At 72.5% G+C, this 20,538-nt stretch carries 20 protein-coding genes; 9 read left to right on the top strand and 11 right to left on the bottom strand.

What is annotated here, in order from left to right; genetic code table 11:
- Nucleotides 1-14 precede the first annotated feature (14 nt).
- Entirely contained in the window at nt 15-1,184 is a 1,170-nt protein-coding gene (gene sucC / locus J3P41_RS10990; protein ID WP_210650332.1) for an ADP-forming succinate--CoA ligase subunit beta, read from the bottom strand.
- 127 nt (nt 1,185-1,311) lie between these two features.
- Here sucC and J3P41_RS10985 point away from each other — a divergent pair, with 127 nt between their 5' ends.
- On the top strand, nt 1,312-2,634 hold the full coding sequence (locus J3P41_RS10985) for a deoxyribodipyrimidine photo-lyase (RefSeq protein WP_210650331.1): 1,323 nt from the start codon (nt 1,312-1,314) through the stop codon (nt 2,632-2,634).
- 258 nt (nt 2,635-2,892) lie between these two features.
- The gene (locus tag J3P41_RS19295) at nt 2,893-3,660 is read left to right on the top strand and encodes a M23 family metallopeptidase (protein ID WP_210650330.1); all 768 of its coding nucleotides are present in this window, start codon (nt 2,893-2,895) and stop codon (nt 3,658-3,660) included.
- Between the two features lie 93 nt (nt 3,661-3,753).
- On the opposite strand, the gene pcrA is transcribed toward J3P41_RS19295, so the two are convergent.
- From pcrA to J3P41_RS10950, 6 genes are all read right to left on the bottom strand, one after another.
- The gene (gene pcrA, locus J3P41_RS10975; RefSeq protein WP_210650329.1) at nt 3,754-6,120 is read right to left on the bottom strand and encodes a DNA helicase PcrA; all 2,367 of its coding nucleotides are present in this window, start codon (nt 6,118-6,120) and stop codon (nt 3,754-3,756) included.
- Nucleotides 6,121-6,200: 80 nt separating this feature from the next.
- A complete protein-coding gene (locus tag J3P41_RS10970) occupies nt 6,201-6,554 on the bottom strand; it encodes a hypothetical protein (protein WP_210650328.1) in 354 nt (117 codons plus the stop codon).
- Nucleotides 6,555-6,598: 44 nt separating this feature from the next.
- A complete protein-coding gene (locus J3P41_RS10965) occupies nt 6,599-7,054 on the bottom strand; it encodes a universal stress protein (protein WP_210650327.1) in 456 nt (151 codons plus the stop codon).
- A 10-nt stretch (nt 7,055-7,064) separates the two neighbouring features.
- Complete coding sequence (locus tag J3P41_RS10960) at nt 7,065-8,489, bottom strand: APC family permease (protein WP_210650326.1); 1,425 nt, start codon at nt 8,487-8,489, stop codon at nt 7,065-7,067.
- A gap of 124 nt (nt 8,490-8,613) precedes the next feature.
- Nucleotides 8,614-9,279, bottom strand: coding sequence for a response regulator transcription factor (locus J3P41_RS10955; protein ID WP_210650325.1), 666 nt, complete (start codon nt 9,277-9,279; stop codon nt 8,614-8,616).
- Nucleotides 9,276-10,610 carry an ATP-binding protein gene (locus J3P41_RS10950; RefSeq protein ID WP_210650324.1) on the bottom strand — a complete coding sequence of 445 codons (1,335 nt, stop codon included), beginning with the start codon at nt 10,608-10,610 and terminating at the stop codon, nt 9,276-9,278. The genes J3P41_RS10955 and J3P41_RS10950 overlap by 4 nt, the downstream gene beginning before the upstream one ends.
- 155 nt (nt 10,611-10,765) lie before the next feature.
- On the opposite strand from J3P41_RS10950, the gene J3P41_RS10945 reads away from it, so the two are divergent.
- On the top strand, nt 10,766-12,043 hold the full coding sequence (locus J3P41_RS10945; protein ID WP_210650323.1) for a PspC domain-containing protein: 1,278 nt from the start codon (nt 10,766-10,768) through the stop codon (nt 12,041-12,043).
- A gap of 11 nt (nt 12,044-12,054) precedes the next feature.
- Entirely contained in the window at nt 12,055-12,393 is a 339-nt protein-coding gene (locus J3P41_RS10940) for a hypothetical protein (protein ID WP_210650322.1), read from the top strand.
- On the opposite strand, the gene J3P41_RS10935 is transcribed toward J3P41_RS10940, so the two are convergent.
- Nucleotides 12,382-14,070, bottom strand: a complete 1,689-nt coding sequence (locus tag J3P41_RS10935) for an aminotransferase class V-fold PLP-dependent enzyme (protein WP_307861938.1) — start codon at nt 14,068-14,070, stop codon at nt 12,382-12,384. The genes J3P41_RS10940 and J3P41_RS10935 overlap by 12 nt on opposite strands.
- Nucleotides 14,067-15,173, bottom strand: coding sequence for a glycerophosphodiester phosphodiesterase family protein (locus J3P41_RS10930; protein WP_246861933.1), 1,107 nt, complete (start codon nt 15,171-15,173; stop codon nt 14,067-14,069). Before J3P41_RS10930 ends, J3P41_RS10935 begins: the two co-directional genes overlap by 4 nt.
- 66 nt (nt 15,174-15,239) lie before the next feature.
- Between J3P41_RS10930 and J3P41_RS10925 the strand changes: the two genes are divergently transcribed.
- From J3P41_RS10925 to J3P41_RS10915, 3 genes are all read left to right on the top strand, one after another.
- Nucleotides 15,240-15,782, top strand: coding sequence for a YbaK/EbsC family protein (locus J3P41_RS10925; RefSeq protein WP_307861937.1), 543 nt, complete (start codon nt 15,240-15,242; stop codon nt 15,780-15,782).
- A 78-nt stretch (nt 15,783-15,860) separates the two neighbouring features.
- Nucleotides 15,861-16,412: a hypothetical protein gene (locus tag J3P41_RS10920; protein WP_210650320.1), complete on the top strand. Its 552-nt coding sequence runs from the start codon at nt 15,861-15,863 to the stop codon at nt 16,410-16,412.
- 120 nt (nt 16,413-16,532) lie between these two features.
- Entirely contained in the window at nt 16,533-17,573 is a 1,041-nt protein-coding gene (locus J3P41_RS10915; RefSeq protein WP_210650319.1) for an LLM class F420-dependent oxidoreductase, read from the top strand.
- A 38-nt stretch (nt 17,574-17,611) separates the two neighbouring features.
- On the opposite strand, the gene J3P41_RS10910 is transcribed toward J3P41_RS10915, so the two are convergent.
- On the bottom strand, nt 17,612-18,133 hold the full coding sequence (locus tag J3P41_RS10910; RefSeq protein ID WP_210650318.1) for a hypothetical protein: 522 nt from the start codon (nt 18,131-18,133) through the stop codon (nt 17,612-17,614).
- A gap of 76 nt (nt 18,134-18,209) precedes the next feature.
- On the opposite strand from J3P41_RS10910, the gene J3P41_RS10905 reads away from it, so the two are divergent.
- A complete protein-coding gene (locus J3P41_RS10905; protein WP_210650317.1) occupies nt 18,210-19,358 on the top strand; it encodes an acyl-CoA dehydrogenase family protein in 1,149 nt (382 codons plus the stop codon).
- Nucleotides 19,359-19,389: 31 nt separating this feature from the next.
- Nucleotides 19,390-19,605, top strand: coding sequence for an amphi-Trp domain-containing protein (locus J3P41_RS10900; protein ID WP_210650316.1), 216 nt, complete (start codon nt 19,390-19,392; stop codon nt 19,603-19,605).
- Between the two features lie 23 nt (nt 19,606-19,628).
- On the opposite strand, the gene J3P41_RS10895 is transcribed toward J3P41_RS10900, so the two are convergent.
- A complete protein-coding gene (locus J3P41_RS10895; protein WP_210650315.1) occupies nt 19,629-20,522 on the bottom strand; it encodes an alpha/beta fold hydrolase in 894 nt (297 codons plus the stop codon).
- Nucleotides 20,523-20,538 lie beyond the last annotated feature (16 nt).

The raw sequence follows: 20,538 nt of genomic DNA, 5'->3' as shown, positions 1-20,538 counted from the left end.
CTGTTTTCTCTCTCTCAGGCCTGGTGGGCGAGCTCGGCGGCCTTGTCGGCGGCGCCGTCCATCGTGTCGACCTGGGTGACCAGCGGGTGGTTGAGCTCGTCGAGGATCGCGCGGCCCTTCTCGACGTTGTTGCCGTCGAGGCGCACCACGAGCGGCTTGGTGGCGCTGTCGCCGAGGATCTCGAGGGCACCCTTGATGCCGTTGGCGACCTCGTCGCACGCGGTGATGCCGCCGAAGACGTTGACGAAGACGCTCTTGACCTGCTCGTCGTTGAGGATCACGTCGAGGCCGTCGGCCATCACCTGCGCGTTGGCGCCGCCGCCGATGTCGAGGAAGTTGGCGGGCTTGACCCCGCCGTGCGCCTCGCCGGCGTACGCGACGACGTCGAGGGTGCTCATGACCAGGCCCGCGCCGTTGCCGATGATGCCGACCTGGCCGTCGAGCTTGACGTAGTTGAGGCCCTTGTCCTTGGCCTTCGCCTCGAGCGGGTCGGCCTCCTCGCGGATCTCGAACTGCTCGTGCTCGGGGTGGCGCACCTCGGAGGCGTTGTCGTCGAGGGAGACCTTGCCGTCGAGCGCCTCGAGCTTGTCGCCCTCGAGGCGGGCCAGCGGGTTGACCTCGACGAGGGTGGCGTCCTCCTCGACGTAGACCTGCCACAGCTTCTGGACCATCTCGATGGCCTGGTCGCGCAGCTCGGCGGGGAACTTGGCCTCGTCGACGATCGCAGCGGCCTTCTCGGGCGTGACGCCCTCGATGGCGTCGACGCGGATCTTCTTCACCGCATCGGGGTTGGTCTTGGCGACCTCCTCGATCTCCACGCCGCCCTCGACCGAGGCGATGCACAGGTGCGAGCGGTTCGAGCGGTCGAGCAGGAAGGAGAAGTAGTACTCCTCCACCGGCGGGGTGGCCGGCGTGACCAGGACGCGGTTGACGCGCAGGCCCTTGATCTCCATGCCGATGATGTCGCGGGCGTAGGACTCGGCCTCGTCGGCGGTCTTGGCGATCTTGACGCCGCCGGCCTTGCCCCGGCCGCCGGCCTTGACCTGGGCCTTGACGACGGTGACCCCGCCCATCTCCTCAGCCGCGGCACGTGCGGCCTCCGGGGTCTCAGCGACCACACCGAGGGTGGTCGCTACTCCATGCTTGGCGAAGAGCTCCTTCGCCTGAAACTCCATCAGGTCCACGACGTACCCAGTCCTTCTCGTGTGCGCTACAGTCCGGGAATTTTCCTCTCGGCACACTAGCCCTGTCGGGTGGCAGGCACGAGGTCGGGTGCGGGTGGCGGTCGTCACCCGCGGCTACGTTGGGGTCATGTCCTCGGTGATGTGGTTCCGACGGGACCTGCGCCTGCGGGACAACCCGGCGCTCCTCGCCGCGCTGGAGGAGGGACCGGTGACGGCCCTCTTCGTCGTCGACCCGGCCCTGTGGTCCGGTGCGGGACCGTCGCGACGTGCCTGGCTCGCGGCGACGGTGCTCGACCTCGCCGAGCGGATCCCGCTGACCGTCCGCCTCGGTGACCCGCGGGACGTGGTGCCCGAGGTCGCGGCGGGCCGGCGCGTGCACGTGTCGGCCGAGACCACGCCGTACGGCCGCCGTCGCGACGAGGCGGTCGGCGAGCGGGTGGAGCTGGTCGCGACCGGCTCGCCGTACGCCGTGGGGCCGGGGCTGGTCCGCAACGGCGCCGGCGACCCCTACCAGGTGTTCAGCAGCTTCGCCCGGGCCTGGCGCGAGCACGGCTGGTCCGCGCCCGCCCCCGCACCCGACCCCGCGCCCGGCTCCGTCGTCATCGAGCCGGCCGACTCCGAGCACCGGGCGCTGCGCCTGCTCGAGGAGGCGGCCGCCTCCCCGCCCGTCGACATGCCCGACGCCGGCGAGGACGCGGCGTGGCGGCGCTGGGAGGCGTTCACCGAGACGGGGCTGCGCACGTACGAGACCGAGCGCAACCGCCCCGACCACGACGGCACCTCACGCCTGTCCCCCTACCTCCACCTCGGGGTGCTGCACCCGCGCTCGCTGCTGGCGTCGGTCGACACCCGGTCGACGTACGCGAACGAGCTCGCGTGGCGCGAGTTCTACGCCGACGTGCTCTGGCACGCGCCTGCCTCGGCGTGGACCGACCTCAAGCCGGCGCTCGCGGCCATGGCGTACGACGAGCCGGGCGACACCTTCGAGGCCTGGCGCCGGGGCGTCACCGGCTACCCGATGGTGGACGCCGGGATGCGCCAGCTGGCGAGCGTCGGGTGGATGCACAACCGGGTGCGGATGATCACCGCCTCCTTCCTCACCAAGGACCTGCACGTCTACTGGACCTCCGGCGCGCGGCACTTCCTCGACCTGCTGATCGACGGCGACGTGGCGTCGAACAACCACGGCTGGCAGTGGGTGGCGGGCACCGGCACCGACCCCTCGCCGTACTTCCGGGTCTTCAACCCGGTCACCCAGGGGCTGAAGTTCGATCCGCAGGGGGACTACGTGCGGCGGTGGGTGCCCGAGCTGGCCCACCTGCCGGGCAAGGCGGCACACGAGCCGTGGAAGTCCGCGGTCGGCTACGAGCGCGGCTATCCGACGCGGATCGTCGACCACGCGCAGGAGCGCGCCGAGGCGCTGCGCCGCTACGAGGCCGCTCGCGGGTGAGCGCGACCGGGCCCTGACGAGCCGTCTCGACGGCCGCGCCGACACCTGTCGCGCCCTCCTCGTCCGGAAACCGGTCATCGACGGGGCTGTGGCAACGAATTTGATCGAGGGTTGCACTTCCTCGTGATCTTTCCGTTACAGTCGTGCGCGGTCTTGCCGACCTCAACCCCCGAACCCGGCAGATTGGTAATCACCCCTATGGGCAACCACCGAGCGGAGCGCGCTCCTCGGCGACGCACCTCGGCATCGGCTGCACCCGTGACCGGCAAGCGACGTGCCACCACGCCGCCTCGGCGCGCGTCCCTCCGCATGCCGTCCCTGCCCCTCGTGGCCGGGGTCGCCGTCCTCGCCGTCTCCGCTGGTGGAGCCGTCACCGCCTCCGGTGCCGGGGCCACGGCACTCGCCAACACCAGCGCCTCGCTCGAGGCGTCCAACGCGCTCGGGTCCGTCGCCGGTCAGGCGCTCGCGCGCCGCGGCGCCGTGGTGAGCCGCGACCACACCCGCGCCCCCGTCGGCGAGGAGGTCGACCCCGAGCTGGTCGCGCTCGCCGAGAAGCAGATGGCCGAGCGCGCCGCCGCGCTGGCCGAGGTCCGCCAGGCCGCGGAGAAGCAGGCGGCGAAGATCAAGGAGAACAAGTGGGTTCTCCCCCTCGCCAGCTACGGCATCACCGCCACCTTCGGCCAGTACGGCCTCTGGGCCAGCTATCACACCGGCCTGGACTTCAACGCCAACAGCGGCGACTCGATCTTCTCCGTGGCCAACGGCACCGTCACCGAGACCGGCTACGACGGCGCCTACGGCAACAAGACCGTCGTCACCCTCGATGACGGCACCGAGATCTGGTACTGCCACCAGACCTCCATCCACGTCTCCGTCGGCGACCGCGTCAACGGCGGCGAGGTCATCGGGACCGTCGGCGCCACCGGCAACGTCACCGGCTCGCACCTGCACCTCGAGGTGCGCCCGGGCGGCGGCGACCCGGTCGACCCGTTCCAGGCGTTCGTCGAGCACGGCATCGTCCCCTGACCTGGCCTGGCCCAGCGTGGCCTGCCCTGACCGGTCACCGGGACGTCATGGGATCCCCTGGTTCGCACCGGCGATCCCCATGACGTACGGCAGCTAGAGCTTCTCGACCGGGGCGTAGCGCAGCAGCAGCCGCTTGACGCCCTCGGAGCCGAAGTCGATCGAGGCGACCGACTTCTCCGCCACGCCGTCGACAGCCACGACCGTGCCCATCCCGAACGAGTCGTGCACGACCCGGTCCCCCGGTGCCAGGCTCGGGATCTCGCGCGCCGGCTTGGCCTTGGCGGCCGCGTCGGCCCGCAGCGCCGCCGAGCTGAAGTTGCGGCGCCCGGCATCGGTCGGCGTCCCGAGGCGGGTCGACCCGCCGGTGACGTCGTGGCGGCCCCAGCGCGTCTGCTCGGCGGCCGTACGGCGCCAGTCGACGAGGTCGACCGGCAGCTCGTCGAGGAACCGGCTGGCGGGGTTGTGGCTGGGCGCGCCCCACGCGGAGCGGACCAGCGCGCGGGAGACGTAGAGGCGCTGCTGGGCGCGGGTCAGGCCGACGTAGGCCAGGCGGCGCTCCTCCTCCAGCTCCGGCTGGTCGCCGAGCGAGCGCTGGTGCGGGAACACGCCGTCCTCGAGACCGGTGAGGAACACGACCGGGAACTCCAGGCCCTTGGCGGTGTGGAGCGTCATCAAGGTGACCACGCCGGAGTCGTCGCCGTCGGGTGCGTCGGGGATCTGGTCGGCGTCGGCGACCAGCGCCACGCGCTCGAGGAAGTCGCCGAGCCCGACCGCCACCGTGCCGGCCTCGACGTCGGCGGGATCGGCGCTGGGCCCCGGCTGCGGGTCCTCGGCGAACTCGCGGGCGACGGCGACGAGCTCGGCGAGGTTCTCCACGCGGGTGCCGTCCTGCGGGTCGTCGCTCGCCTCGAGCTCGGCGAGGTAGCCCGAGCGCTCCAGCACGGACTCGAGGATGACGTCGGGCCGCTCGTCGGCCTCCACCATCGACTGCAGCTCCTGCACCATGGCGACGAACGCCTCGATGTTCTTGAGGCTGCGGGTGGCCAGGCCGGGGGCGTCGGCCGCGCGGGTCAACGCCTCCCAGAAGGTGATCCGGTCGCGGTCGGCGAGGGCGGCGATGCACGCCTCCGCGCGCTCGCCGATGCCGCGCTTGGGCGTGTTGAGCACCCGGCGCAGGGAGATCTCGTCGGCGGTGTTGACCAGCATCCGCAGGTAGGCCAGGGCGTCGCGGACCTCGCGCCGCTCGTAGAAGCGCACTCCGCCGACGACCTTGTAGGGCTGGCCGGTGCGGATGAACACCTCCTCGAACACCCGCGACTGGGCGTTGGTGCGGTAGAACACCGCGACGTCGGCCGGCCGGACGCCGGCCTCGTCGGTCAGCTTGTCGATCTCCTCGCTGACGAAGCGGGCCTCGTCGTGCTCGTCGTCGGAGACGTAGCCGACGATCCGCTCCCCCGCGCCCGCGTCGGTCCACAGCCGCTTGGGCTTGCGGCCGCGGTTGTTGCCGATGACCGAGTTGGCGGCGGTGAGGATCGTCTGGGTGGAGCGGTAGTTCTGCTCGAGCAGGATCGTGGTGGCGTCGGGGAAGTCCTGCTCGAAGTCGAGGATGTTGCGGATGTCGGCGCCGCGGAACGCGTAGATCGACTGGTCGGCGTCGCCGACGACCATCAGCTCGCTCGGCTCGACCCGCTCACCGGCCTCCTGCGTGGCCGGCTCCTCCAGGGACTGCCCGCACAGCTGCTGGATGAGGCTGTACTGCGCGTGGTTGGTGTCCTGGTACTCGTCGACGAGCACGTGGCGGAACCGGCGGCGGTAGTTCTCCCGGACGTCGGGGAACGCCTGCAGCAGGTGCACGGTCGTGGCGATGAGGTCGTCGAAGTCGAGCGCGTTGGCCTCGCGCAGGCGCCGCTGGTAGTGGGTGAAGGCCGACGCGTAGGCCTCCTCGAAGCTGTTGCGGGCCTCCTTGGCGGCGTCCTCGGCGTCGCGCAGCTCGTTCTTCTGGTCCGAGACCCAGTGGAGCACGGCGTTGGGCTGGTAGCGCTTGGGGTCGAGCTCGAGGTCGCGCAACACCAGCGTCATCAGCCGCTTGGAGTCGGCGGCGTCGTAGATCGAGAAGTTCGACTTGAAGCCGAGGCGGTCGATCTCCTTGCGCAGGATCCGCACGCACGCGGAGTGGAAGGTCGAGACCCACATGATGCGCGCGCGCTTGCCGACCAGCTCCTCGACGCGCTCCTTCATCTCGGCCGCGGCCTTGTTGGTGAAGGTGATCGCCAGGATCGAGCCCGGGTGCGCCTTGCGCTCGTTGATCAGCCACGCGATGCGCCGGGTCAGGACACGGGTCTTGCCCGAGCCCGCTCCCGCCACGACGAGCAGCGGCGCGCCGGCGTGCGTCACGGCCGCGCGCTGGGGCTCGTTGAGGCCCTCGAGCAGGGGGTGGTCGATCAGGGCGCTAGGACTCATGACCTGCCAAGCCTATGCGGCGGGTGGGACATCCCCGGCTTCCGCGTCCCCCGCCTGTGGGGACGCGGCGGGTGCCGGGGTCAGGCGTGGACCGGCGACCAGAACACCGCGACCGCGATGTTGGCGACGGTCAGCACCAGCAGGCCGAGGTAGAGGCCCTGCGGGATGCTCGGCTTGCGCATGTTGGCCATGACCAGCACCAGGATCACCAGCCCGATGGCGAACTTCACGCCGAGCTTGGCGTGGTCGGGCGAGCCGAGGCTCTCGAGCACCCCGACCAGCAGGAGTCCGGCGAGGAACGCCGTGCCGATGCCGTCGCGCATCAGCGGGTTGACCGCCTTGGTCTCCTCGCGCACCTGCACGAGCAGCCCACCGAGGAGCGCGGCGAAGCCGAGGATGTGGACGAAGAGCAGCACCAGTCGCAGGGTCTCCATGCGCACACCCTAGTGATCCGCCTGCCCGGCGGACGCAGGCAGCCTCAGCGCTTGCGCGGCTTGCGCGGCGCGGGACGTACGACGAGCACCGGGCACGGCGCGTAGTGCTGGACCCGCTGCGCGGTGCTGCCGATGAGCACGGCGTCGCTGAGGCCCCGACCACCCGCCGCCACGACGACGAGACCGGCGTCGTACTGCTTGGCGGCCTTGATGATCTCGTTGGCCGCCGAGCCGCTGCGGACCCGCTTGTGGACCTTCGGTCCCCACCCGTCGAAGACCGCGGCGATGGCGGCGACCGCGCTCTCGGCGGCCTCCCGGAACGATCCCGCCGGCCACTTCTCGCCCTCGGAGAGGTCGTCGGCGAACGCCACCGACGCCAGCGGCCGGATCACCGCCACCACCGAGACGTCGGTGATCTTGGTGGGGTCGGCGAAGGACTTGAGGTGCTTGGCCGCGGCCAGCGACTGTCGCGAGCCGTCCGTGGCGACGATGACGTGCATGTGTGACCTCCTAGTGGTGCGGCTCGACGTCCGGCGTGCGGGAGCCGGTGCCCTTGCTGCCGAGGAAGTACTCGGCCAGGAAGAGCACCAGGCCGACCCCGAGCAGCCCGGCGCACCAGATCAACGAGTGCGGGTCGTCGACGACGGTGAAGTAGAGGATGGCCAGGTTGCCCAGCAGCCCGAGGACCAGCAGCGGCGTGCTGGCGTGGAAGACCCGGTCGTGCTCGTCCTGCCCGCGCAGCTTGAGGCAGGTGACGATGACCAGAGCGTAGATGGCCAGCAGCAGCACGACGGTGACGGTGGCGAGCCGGCCCACCAGGTCGATGCCGCCACCGGCCTCGGTGACGAGCGTGCCGATGACGAGCAGCGAGCCGACCACGAAGCCGGAGAACAGCAGGCCCACCCAGGGGCTGCGGCGGGTGGGGTGGATCTTGGCGAAGACGCCGGGCACCACGTCCTCGCGCGCCATCCCGTAGAGCACGCGCGGCTGCGTCACCACGGTGACCAGCGTCGTGTTGGTGATGGCGATCAGCGCGATGACCGAGAACAGCGTGGTCATCAGGTCGGTCGAGAAGGGCAGGATGCCGGCCTTGACCACCTCGAGGAGGGCGGCGTCGGACTCGGCCAGCGTGTCGGGCGGCACCGTCAGCGCGGCGGCCATCGACACCAGCACGTAGACCAGGCCGGCCACGATCATGCCGCCGACCAGCGAGCGCGGGAACGCCTTGTGCGGGTCGATGGTCTCCTCCGCGACGTTGGCGGTGTTCTCGAAGCCGGTCATGGCGAAGAAGGAGAACGAGATGCCGGCGAGCACGGCCAGCGCCGGGCTGCCGAAGTCGCCGGAGGTGTCGATCTGGGTCAGCACGCCGAAGTCGGCGTTGCCCTCGGCGATGTGCACGATGCCGATGACGAGCACGATCAGCAGTCCGGCGACCTCCACGAAGGTCATCACCATGTTCATCCACACCGACTCGGTGATCCCGATGAAGTTGACCACCACCAGCAGCGCGAGGAACGCCAGGGACACCAGCAGGGCGGGCGGCGCGGACCACAGCGTCTCGAAGTAGGACGCGAACCCGACCGCGAGGGAGCCCGAGGCCGCCATGCTCGCGGCGAGGAAGGAGACCGTGACGAGGAAGGTCAGCGGGCGGCTCCCGAACGCCTTGTTGACGTACAGCGAGGCGCCGGCGGCCTGGGGGTACTTGGTGACCAGCTCGGCGTACGCCGCACCGGTGATCGCGGCGACGCTGACCCCGAGCGCGAAGGCGATCCAGAAGGCCCCGCCGACCGCTGCGGCGACCAGTCCGATGAGGACGTAGATGCCGGAGCCGAGCACGTCGCCCAGCGTGTAGAAGAAGAGCAGGCGCCCGGTGATGGACCGCTTGAGCTCGCTGTCCTCCTCGTCCGGACGGGGATCGGCGGCGGTGTGAGCCACGGTGGCCTCGCTTGGGGAGTCGGTGGGGGGTGAACCGACCCCACCGCTCCACGCGGGGTTTGTCAATCGTGCTCACCCGGAGGGACGACAGGCGCCGCCCCCGGCAGCCGTGCCCGGCGCGGAGTCAGAGGAGCCTGCGGTCCGAGGCCCACCTGGTCAGCTCGTGCCGGCTGGAGAGCTGCAGCTTGCGCAGCACCGACGACATGTGCGTCTCCACGGTCTTCACCGAGATGAAGAGCTCCTTGGCGACCTCCTTGTAGGCGTAACCGCGCGCGATCAGGCGCATCACCTCGCGCTCGCGCTCGGTGAGCCGGTCGAGGTCCTCGTCGACCGCCGCCACGTCGATCGAGCCGGCGAACGCGTCGAGGACGAAGCCGGCCAGTCGGGGCGAGAACACCGCGTCGCCGCCTGCGACCCGGGTGATGGCGTCGACCAGCTCGGGGCCGGTGATCGTCTTGGTGACGTAGCCGCGGGCGCCGCCGCGGATGGTGCCGATGACGTCCTCGGCGGCGTCGGAGACCGACAGCGCGAGGTAGAGGGTGTCGGGCGAGGGCTGGCGCCGCATCACCTCGACGCCGCCGCCGCCGGGCAGGTGCACGTCGAGGAGCACCACCTGCGGCCGCAGCTCGTGGACGACCGCGATCGCGGCGTCGGCGTCGGCCGCCTCGCCGACCACCTCCACGACCCCGGCGCCGGTGGAGGCGAGCTCGGCACGGACCCCGGCGCGGAACATCGCGTGGTCGTCGACCAGGACGACGGTCACGGGTCCGGTCGGGCTGGGCTGGGTCATCGGGGCTCCTCGTGCTGGGTTCGGGAGGGGGTGCGGGGCATGTGCAGCCGGACCTCGGTGCCCTCGCCGGGAGCCGAGCGTACGTCCGCCCGCCCGCCGTGCCGGACCATCCGGTCCACGATGCTGCTACGCACGCCCTGCCGGTCGCCGGGGACCGCGTCGACGTCGAAGCCGGCGCCGCGGTCGCGGACGAAGACGTCCACGGCCCCGGGCGAGGTCTCCGCGTAGACGTCGGCGCGCTGCGTGCCGGCGTGCTTGGCGACGTTGACCACGGCCTCGCGCGCGGCGTGCACGACCGGTCGCAGCCCTTCGTCGAGCGGGCAGTCGCCCACGGTGACGACGTCCACGACGACGGGGTGGTCGGACTCGACGTCGGCGGCCATCTCCTTGAGCGCGCCCGCGAGCGTGGTGGCGTCGGAGCTGTCGGCCTCGAACAGCCACTGGCGCAGGTCGCGCTCCTGCGAGCGCGCCAGGCGCGCGACGGTGGTGGCGTCGTGGGCGTTCTTCTGGATCAGCGCGAGGGTCTGCAGCACCGAGTCGTGCAGGTGCGCGGCCATGTCGGCGCGCTCCTGGGTGCGCACCCGCTCGGCCCGCTCGGCACTCAGGTCGTTGACCAGCCGCATGGCCCAGGGCCCCACCACGATCGCCAGGCCGAGCAGGCCGAGCAGCCCGGCCACCAGGACCGGCACCGCGAAGCGCGCCTGACCGGCGGCCACGGCGAAGACGATCAGCGCGGCGAGGATGAGGCCGAGCCCGGCGGCGATCCGGCCGTAGGCGCCCCAGCCGCCGTTGCCGAAGACCGCCCGGAACGGGTCGATGCGGCCCGAGGTGTCCATCCAGCGCTCGCGCTGCGCCTCGTCGGCCTGCCGCCAGAGCAGGGCGATGCCGGCGACGCCGAGGACCACCGGCCAGAAGAGCACCCCCTGGCCCACGATCCCCTCGAAGCCGAGGACGACGCCGAAGAACAGCGCGCCGAGGGCGATCGCGGGCCCGGCGTCGCGCAGGCGGGAGCGGCGCCCGGGGCGCTTGCCGGTGCGGGTGGCGCTCTCCAGGCCGGGCGCGCTGACCTCGAACCCCTGGCCGGCGGGCAGGAAGACCCACAGCCCGGCGTACAGCAGCATCCCGAACCCACCGAGGAAGGCCGTGGCCACGAAGAACCCCCGCACCCACAGCACGGGCAGCGCCAGGTGCACGGCCAGGCCGGACGCGACCCCGCCGGCGATCGGCGCGGAGAGGTCGCGGTAGGCGCGACGGGAGCCGCCGGGGCGCGCGCGGGCACCGCTCGCGGCGGTGCCGGGCGGCGTCTGGGCGGAGGAGCTGGGAAAGGTCATCGTGGCTCCATCGTCGCAGGCACGCACGTGCGCGACCATGAGGACTGACCCCGAGCCGACCCTGACCCGACCCCCGGCCCGGGCCGGGTCCGCGACGAGGCGAATCAGGGCTGTCCCCGATGGTGCGGGCCGCGCCTGCCGAGGAGAGTTGACCCATGGACGAGACCACCCCCACCACCGAGCAGCCGCCGCCGAGCGGCCTGCCCCCCGCGTCGGGGCCGCGCGTGACCCGCGACGAGATGAAGGACCTGGGCCGGCTGCGGCGCAGCGTCACCGACCGGCACATCGCCGGCGTCGCCGGCGGCATCGCCCGCCACCTCGACATCGACGCCGTCATCGTGCGCGTCGCCCTCGTGGTGGCGGTCTTCTTCGGCGGTGCCGGGCTCCTGCTCTACATCGGCGCCTGGGTCCTCGTGCCCGAGGAGGGCACTCAGGACGAGCCGCTCGCCCTCGACCAGCGCAGCCGCACGCTCGCCCTCGGCGGTGTCGGCGTTCTCGCGCTGCTCTGCGCGGTGGGCGACTGGGCCGGCGCCTTCTGGTTCCCCTGGCCGCTCGCGATCGCCGCGGCAGTCGTCGTGTGGTTCCTCAACCGCAACCCACGGAGCACGCCGACGAGCGGTTACGGCTACGACCCCGCGCAGCCCTCGGTCGGCGGGCCGACACCCGCAGCGGCCGCCGGCGACCCGTACGCGTACTCCCCCACCGCGCCGCCGACAGCTCCGTACACCGACACGTACGAGGACACGTACACCGACACGTACGCCGCACCCGGCGCGTGGGCCCCGCCCACGTCGTACGCCCCCGCCCCGCGCCCACCCCGGGTGCCGCGGAACCCGCGCAAGCGCGGCCCGCGCCTCTTCTTCTTCACGCTCGCGCTGATCGCGCTCGCCGAGGGCGTGCTCGGCGTCGTGGACCTGGCCGGTGTGGACGTCACCGACAGCGCCTACCCGGTGCTGGCCCTCGGCATCGTGGCGACGATGCTGCTGATCGGCTCCTTCTGGGGCCGCGCCGGCGGGCTGATCGCCCTCGGCGTCGTCGCGGCCCTGGCGACGACGGCGGCCACGATCGGGGACGACATCGACCACGAGCGCCGCCTCCTCGCGCCCACCAGCGCGACCGGCGTCGAGTCCGCCTACGAGTTCGGCGGCGGGACCTTCACCCTGGACCTCTCCCGGGTGTCCGACGTGGACGCCCTCGACGGCCGTGACGTCGCCATCGACGGGTTCGGCGGCGAGATCGAGGTGATCGTCCCCGACGGGATGGACGTCGACGTGCGGGCACAGGTCGTCGGCGGCGACGTCGAGGTGTTCGACCAGCGTCAGGACGGCATCGGCGTCAACCTCGACGGCTTCCTCGACGGCGGCGACGGCGTCCCCGACATGACCATCACCATCGACCTGTTCGCCGGCGAGATCCTCGTCCGCGAAGCCTGAGGAGCAGCGCCATGAGTGAGCACGACACCACGTACGACGGCACGTACGACGGCACGTACGACACCACGTACGGCCTCACTGACGAGACGGGCCACGACTCCGGCTACGACTCCGGCTACGACGAGCCGATGACCGGACCGCTCGACGCCCCGGCGAAGTCCTCGGGATGGCACCCGGTCAACATCACCCAGCTCGTGATGGGCGTCGCCTTCGCCGGCATGGTGCTGGTGTGGGCGCTCGTGCAGGGCGACGTGGTGGAGACCGACGAGCTCGACTGGCTGCTGCCGATCCCGTGGCTCGCCGCCGGTGCGGCGGGGCTGGTCGCGACGGTGTGGCCCTCACGCAAGTGAGCAGGCCGGCAGGGCGAACCACCGCAGGTCGTCGAGGTCGGCACCCAGGTGGGCGGTGTCGGACCAGTCCGGCGGCGACGCGGCGGCCATGATGGCGCGGCCCTCGTCGAGGTGCTCCCGGAGCACCGAGACGGGGGCCGTCGCGGTGTGCGACGGCCAGGTCATCGTGCCGTCCTCGGCGTACGACACGTCCGCCAGGCGCAGCGGCGGCTCGACGGCGCCGTCGCGGTGGCGCCACAGGCCCGTGGCCGGCTCGAAGCGGTAGTCGCCGAGCAGGCGCCAGCCCTCTCGGGCCACCAGGCGCACGGCCTCCACGACGTAGGTGAAGACCTCCTCGTCGACGAAGTAGTTGAAGTTCACCCGCACCCAGCCGGGCTTGATGCCCTCGCAGCCGGTGGCGATCTGCGCCTCGAACTGGTGACTGCGGTCGAGGTCGATGTCGAGCAGACGGTGCCCGTAGGGACCGGCGCAGGAGCAGCCGCCGCGGGTCTGGATGCCGAACAGGTCGTTGAGCAGCGCGACCACGAAGTTGTGGTGGAGGTAGGAGCCGTCGGGGGCCTTGACCACGAAGGAGACGATCGAGAGCCGCTGCGCCTCCAGGTTGCCCAGGATCTGCAGCGTCGGCTCCGCGCGCCACGCCTCGACCGCGCGCCGGAGCATCTCCTCCTCGTGCGCCTGGATGGTCTCCACCCCGACGGCCTGCTTGAGCTGGAAGACCAGGCCGGCGCGGATCGACTCCACGATCGCGGGCGTGCCGCCCTCCTCGCGGTGGGCGGGGTCGTCGAGGTAGCGGTGCTCGGTCGGGTTGACGTACATGACGGTGCCGCCGCCGGGCACGACCGGGACGCGGTTGGTCATCAGCTCGCGGCGCACCACCAGGACCCCGGGTGTGCCGGGGCCGCCGATGAACTTGTGCGGCGAGAGGAAGATCGCGTCCTTGTGCGAGTGGCCGGGACCGTACATCTCGATGTCGACGTAGGGCGCGCAGGCCGCGAAGTCCCAGAAGCTGAGGGCCCCGTGCTCGTGGAGCAGGTCGGCGACGCCCTCGGTGTCGGTCACGATGCCGGTGACGTTGGAGGCGGCCGAGAAGGAGCCGATCCGCAGCGGGCGGTCGGCGTGCCGCTCGAGCTCCTCGCGCAGGTGGTCGAGGGAGACCCGGCCGTCGGCGTCCTCGTGGATCGTGACGACGTCGGCGATGGTCTCGCGCCAGCTGACCTCGTTGGAGTGGTGCTCGAAGGGCCCGAGGAACACGACCGGACGCTGGTCGGCCGGGATCGCGTCGCTCAGCCGGTAGCGGTCCTCGAGCGCGGCCGGGATGCGCAGCCCAAGGATGCCGATGAGCTTGTCGATCGCCGCGGTGCTGCCGGAGCCGCAGAACACCACGACCGTCTCGTCGTCGCCGCCCACGGCGTCGCGGATGATGCGCCGCGCGTCCTCGCGCAGGCGGGTCGTCTGCAGCCCCGTGCCGCTGGCCTCGGTGTGGGTGTTGGCGTAGGCGGGCAGCACCTCGTGGCGGATGAAGTCCTCGACGAAGCTCAGGCTGCGACCCGACGCGGTGTAGTCGGCGTAGGTCACCCGCCGCGGCCCGTAGGGCCCGTGCATCACCTGGTCGTCGCCGATCACGGACGCGCGGATCCGTTCGAGGAGGGCGGTCGAGGAGTCCGTGGCCAGGGTCACGGGCCGAGCGTACGCCGGTGCGCGGCCAGGCCTGCCACGACCGGTTGGTCTTCCCTCGCACTGCTCGCGCGCAGCGCCGCGAGCGCCATCTCGGGGTGGTCGGTGATGACACCGTCCACGCCCGCGTCGAGCAGCGCCTGCACCGAGGCGACCATGTCGCCGAGCGCGTCCGGGGACTCGCCGCGGCGGAAGTTGCTGGGCAGGAAGCGGTTCTCCCCGCGCACCGTCCACACGTGCACGGTGAGGCCGCGCCGGTGCGCGTCGCGCACCAGCCCCGACGGCGCGTCGACGGCGCCGCTGCCGTCGCGGGGCAGCACCAGCGAGGTGTGCGGGCCGATCCCGTCGGCGTACTCGTCGATCCACGCCAGGCCCTCGGGGGTGACCAGGTCGCCGTACGTGCGCGGGTCGCCGGCGGCGACGAGGTCGGCCGGCCGGGTCTGCGCGGTGTCGACCAGCTGCACGATCGGCAGCCGGGTGCGGCCCGCCAGCCGGCGCAGGATGGTCGTCTCGAACGACATGATCGTCACCCGCGCCCACGGGTGGTCGAGGCCGTGGCGGGCCAGCTCGCGCAGCAGCGGCGCGTCAAGCGGCAGTCCGGCGGCGTCGTGGTGCGCGGCGTGCTTGAGCTCGAGCAGCACGCCGACCGCCCGCCCGCGCCGGGTCGACTCCGCGCCGATCATCGCCAGCACCTCGGTGAGGGTGGGCACGCCCTCGGCGCCGTCGTAGGCGGTGTTGGCCGGCCGGGTCGCCGGCATCCGCTCGCGGGCGGTCAGCGTCTTGAGCTCGGCGAGGGTGAAGTCCTGCACGAACCAGCCGTGCTCCGCGACCCCGTCGACGGTCAGGGCGCGCCGCCGGTGCGCGAACTCGGGCCGCTCGGCCACGTCGGTCGTCGCGGTGAGGTCGAGGTCGTGGCGCGCGACCAGCACCCCGTCGCGCGTCGAGACCAGGTCGAGCTCGATGTCGTCGACGCCCATCCGGATGGCGGTGCGGTAGGCGTCGAGCGTGTGCTCGGGACGGTGACCGCTCGCGCCGCGGTGTGCGACCACGGCGGGGGTGAGGACTAGCGACGCGGCCGTGCTGAGCGCTTCGCGCATCACCGTCATGCCGTCACGGTGCACGTCCCGCGGGACCGCCCGGTGTCCGCTGTGTGAATGCCGCATGATGACCGCGTGACGCTCCCCTCCTTCCCGTCCCTCACGTCCCTGCCCGCCGCCGAGCACCCCGACCGGGTGGCGGCACCGGTGGCGGCGGCGCTCGCGGAGTGGTCCCGCGCCGCGGAGGTCGCGGTGGTGGACATCGACCCCGGCCTGGCCGACACCGCCGCGATGAGCGAGGCGTACGACATCCCGCTGACCGCGAGCGGCAACTGCGTGGTCGTGGCGGGCGCACGCGCCGGTGACGAGCGCGTCGCCGCGTGCGTGGTCCGCGCCGACACCCGCGCCGACGTGAACACGCTGGTGCGCAAGCTGCTCGACGTGCGCAAGGCGTCGTTCCTGCCGATGGAGCGCGCCGTGGCCGAGAGCGGGATGGAGCACGGCGGCATCACGCCCGTGGGGCTGCCCGCGACCTGGCGGGTCCTGGTGCACGACGTGCTGCTCGAGGAACCCGTGGTCGTGCTCGGCAGCGGGGTACGGCGATCCAAGCTGCTGGTGCCGGGCGCTGCCCTGGCGGACCTCCCGGGCGCCGAGGTGGTGGCGGGCCTGGGCCGCTGACCCCTCCCGGGGGAGGGCATGGATCCCGCCACCCCGGGTACGGACGCAGACCCCCGTACCCGAGACCTGGAGATCCCCATGCCCACGAACAGCACCCTGTCCCGCTCGCTGCACGACCTCGGCCTCGCCGCCTGGTTCGGCGGCACGCTGGCCAACGCGACCGCCCTCAACGCCGCCGCCGCCGAGGCCGACTCGCCGAGCGGCACCGGTGCGGTGGCCAACGTCGGCTGGGACCGCTGGACGCCGGTGAACGCCGCGGCCATCGCCGCGCACGTCGTCGGCAGCATCGGCATGCTCAGCAGCGACCTCGGCCGGGTCGGCGCCCAGCAGGGCGCCACCCGCACCGCCGTCGTGAAGACCGGCCTGACCGTCGCGGCGCTCGGCGCCACCGCCTACAGCCGCGTCCTCGGGCGGCGCGTGTCGCAGCAGACGCACGTGCCGGCGGAGTCGGGCACCGACCCCTCGGCCGGCACCCCCGCCGACGTGGCCGCGGCCCAGCGCCAGCTCAAGCTGCTGCAGTGGGCGATCCCGGCGCTGACCGGTGCCCTGGTGGTCGTCAGCGCCCAGGCCGGCGAGGAGCAGCGACCCGCCTCCGTCCTGGAGGGCCTCACCTCCAGGTTCACGGCCTGACGCCTGACCGACGCGGCTGACCGCGGCCCCCGACGCGACGCCGTACGTCGGGGGCCGCGGACGGCGGATCCGGTCCGCCGGCGCCTTGCACCGTGACAGTCCCACTGTCACGCTTGCCGCATGCGCCTGGCGACCCTCCTGATGTACGACGGCAACCCCCGCACCGCAGCCGACCAGGTCGTCGCGCTCGAGCGGGCCGGTCTCGACAGCGTGTGGGTCCCGGAGGCCTACGGCTTCGACTCCCCCACGCTGATGGGCTACCTCGCGGCGAAGACCGAGACCGTCCGCATCGGCTCGGGGATCCTCAACATCTACTCGCGCACCCCCGGCGCGCTCCTGCAGACGGCGGCGGGCCTCGACAACGTCAGCAGCGGCCGCGCCATCCTCGGCATCGGGGTCAGCGGCCCTCAGGTGATTGAGGGCTTCCACGGCGTCCCCTACGCCCGGCCGATGGCCCGCACCGCCGAGGTCGTGGAGATCATCCGGCGCGGGCTCAAGCGCGAGCCGCTGACCGCCAGCGGCGAGTTCCACCTGCCGCTGACCAAGGACGACGGCGCGGTCACCGGGCTCGGCAAGCCCATCAAGCTTCTGACCAAGCCCGAGCGCGACACGATCCCGATCTGGATCGCGGCCCTTGGCCCCAAGAACGTCGAGCAGACCGCCGAGATCGCCGACGGCTGGATCCCCCACCTGTTCCACCCGGAGAAGGCGCAGCTGGTGTGGGGCGACGCCCTGGCCGCGGGCAACGCCAAGCGGCACGAGGGCCTCGACCCGCTGCAGGTCATGGCCGGCGGCATCGTCGCGATCGGCGAGGGCCCGGAGACCCGGGCGCTGCTCGACCTCGCCCGCCCCTATTTCGCCCTCTACGTCGGCGGCATGGGCGCGAAGGGCCGCAACTTCTACAACGACGTCGCCCGCGCCTACGGCTACGAGAAGGAGGCCGGGGAGATCCAGGACCTCTACCTCTCGGGCAAGAAGCGGCAGGCCGAGGCGCTCGTGCCCACGGAGTGGCTCGAGGCCGCCAACCTCGTCGGCCCGGCGTCGTACGTCCGGGAGCGGATCGCCGCCTTCCGGGAGGCGGGCGTGACAGACCTCAACGTCACCCCCGTGTCCGACGACCCGGCCGCGACCGTGGCGCAGCTCAAGGAATGGGTGTCGTGACCTCGTGCCCTGGCCGGGTCAAGGGCCGGGTCACGGCGTCACCAGCGCTCGTCCAGCAGCCCGGCCGCGCCGCGCTGCTGCTCTCCGAGCTCGGCGTCGAGCACCAGCACCGCTCCGGTGAGCGCCGGCGTCGCCCACTGCAGCCAGCGCAGCCTGGCCCGGGCGGCCTCGGCGGCCTGCGGGTCGCGGGGGTGCCCGTCCTCCCCGGACGCCTTGCCCAGCCGCTGGCCCCAGACGTACGCCGCCGCGGTCGAGGCGACCGCGGCGCCGGTGAGCACCGTCTTGGCGACGGTCGCGATCGTCGTGGGCGGGTGCGCCACGACGCGGTTGCGGTTGTCGGCGACGATCGCCAGCCCGCTGAGCAGGTGCAGCCCGACGGCCGCGCCCTGCACCGGTCCCCAGCGCTCCCAGCCGGTGCCGGACACCTCCGCGCGGCCGCGCTCGGAGTCGGCCTCGCGGGCCGCCGGGTTGAGCCCGACGGCGCCGAACAGCGAGCCGCCGAACCACGCGGCGTTGGTCACCAGGTGGGTCGCCCGTACAGCCGTGCTCACAGCGCTCATCCGGCCACGGTAGGCGCGCCCCGGCCCCGTCGCCTCACCCCACCGGGGAGGTCCACCGTGGCCGAGCGGAGGACCCGTGCCTGAGCGCCCGAGCATCCTCGAGCAGGAGCACGAGGACTTCCGCGCCGTCGTGCGCGCGTTCCTCGACAAGGAGGTCGTGCCGTTCCACGAGCAGTGGGAGCGCGACGGCATCGTCGACCGTGAGGTGTGGCGCCGGGCGGGCGAGCGCGGGCTGCTGTGCTTCGACGTCGACGAGGCCTACGGCGGGCCCGGCATCCGGGACTTCCGCTACAACATGGTGCTCGCCGAGGAGGCCGCTCGCGCCGGCGCCACGGGCCCGGGCTTCGCGGTGCACACCGACATCATCGTCCCCTACCTCTCCGCGCTCGGCACCGAGGAGCAGAAGCAGCGGTGGCTGCCCGGCTGCGTGTCGGGCGACCTGGTCACCGCGATCGCGATGACCGAGCCGGGGGCCGGCTCGGACCTGCAGGGCATCCGGACGACCGCGGTCGACGCCGGCGACCACTACGTCCTCAACGGGTCCAAGACGTTCATCTCCAACGGCATCCTGGCCGACCTGGTGGTCGTGGTGTGCCGCACCGACCCCGACGCCGGCCACGAGGGCATCTCGCTGCTCGTGGTCGAGCGCGGGATGGCGGGCTTCGAGCGCGGCCGCAACCTCGCCAAGATGGGCCTGCACGCCCAGGACACCGCCGAGCTGTCGTTCACCGACGTACGCGTGCCGAAGGCGAACCTGCTCGGCGCCGAGGGGTCCGGCTTCGTGGCGCTGATGGAGAACCTGCCACAGGAGCGGATCTCCATCGCCTGCATCGCCGTGGCCGCGGTCGAGCACGTGCTGGACCTGTGCCTGACGTACGCCAAGGAGCGGCAGGCCTTCGGCAGGCCGATCGGGACGTTCCAGCACAACCGGTTCGTGCTGGCCGAGATGGCGACCGAGGCGCACATCGCGCGCGTCTTCATCAACGACTGCGTGCTCCGGCTCAACGCGGGGCAGGTCGACACCTCTCTCGCCTCGATGGCCAAGTGGTGGACCACCGAGCTGCAGAAGCGCGCCGTCGACGCGGGCGTGCAGCTGCACGGCGGCTACGGCTACATGGACGAGTACCCCATCGCGAAGGCGTACACGGACTCGCGCGTCCAGACGATCTACGGCGGGACGACCGAGATCCAGAAGGAGATCATCGGCCGGATGCTGGGCCTGTAGCCGGCTTGGCTCGGAGGCTAGGTTCGGCACCATGGACCTCTTCGAGATGGACGAGACCCGGACCATGACCCGCGAGGAGGCGGCGACGCGGCTGCGCGCCCTCGCCGACTCGCTCGCCAAGCACAACTCGGTGGAGTTCGCCCGCGACGGCGGCCGGATCACCGTCGCCGTGCCCGACGAGGTCAACCTCAAGGTCGAGGTGGAGCTCGGCGAGTCCAACGAGATCGAGATCGAGCTCACCTGGTAGCACCCGGCAGCTGCCGGACCGCCTCAGCCGAGCACCTCGCGCAGCCGCGCGGCGAACTCCTCCGGCTTGCCCGTCTGACCGAACTCGCCGCCGAGGAAGCCGTTGTGCCCGCCCGGGAAGACCACGGGCTCCTGGCCGAGCGCCCGGGCGACGGCGTACGCCGAGCGGCCGGCGATCTCGCCGTCGGTGGGCCCGCCGGACTCCTCCCCCACGCCGACCACCACGCGCGTGCCGGCGGCGCGTACGGCATCGAGGTCGGGCACGCGGGTGACGCCCTCGCCGCGCATGTTGGCCATGAGCGGGTCGTTGCGCGAGCCGTCGTCCTCGCTGGGCAGCCCGAACATCGCCGGGTCCGGCACCGGCTCCTCGCCGGTCACCTCGCCGCGATGCATCACCAGCCCGATGAAGCGGGCCATCGCCGGCCCCTGCCCGGCGGCGTCGTAGGTCGCGACCATGTCGGCGCACACGCGGGCGATCGCCGCTGCGTCCGGCAGCAGGGCGGTCATCGGCGGCTCGTGCGCCACCAGGATGCGGACGTCGCCGGGGTGCATGGCGACGAGGTGCAGGAAGTTGACCGCGGCGCCCGAGGAGGCGAACACGTCGACCGGTCCGACGCCCAGCGCCTCGACGAGCGCGTGCAGGTCCTCGGCGTGCTGCTCGGGCGTCACCGCCGCGGTGTCGTCGTCGCGGGTGCTCCGACCCGTGTTGCGCGGGTCGGTCAGCACGAGGACCCGGTCGGACCCGGATGCCTGCAGGGCGGCGGCGAGGCTGCCGAAGCCGGTGCTGTCCATGGGCGAGCCGGCCAGGACCAACGGCGGGGCGTCGGGGGTCGCGTCGGCGAGGTCGCCGATGACGTCGAAGGCGAGGACGGCGCCGGGGACGGCCACCGTGCCCGGCGTGCGGGGAGCATCGGCCATGGACCCATTCTCGAAC

It is taken from the genome of Nocardioides sp. SYSU D00065, from assembly GCF_017916425.1.
Classification (GTDB): domain Bacteria; phylum Actinomycetota; class Actinomycetes; order Propionibacteriales; family Nocardioidaceae; genus Nocardioides.
This window is presented reverse-complemented; position numbering and strand designations above follow the sequence as displayed.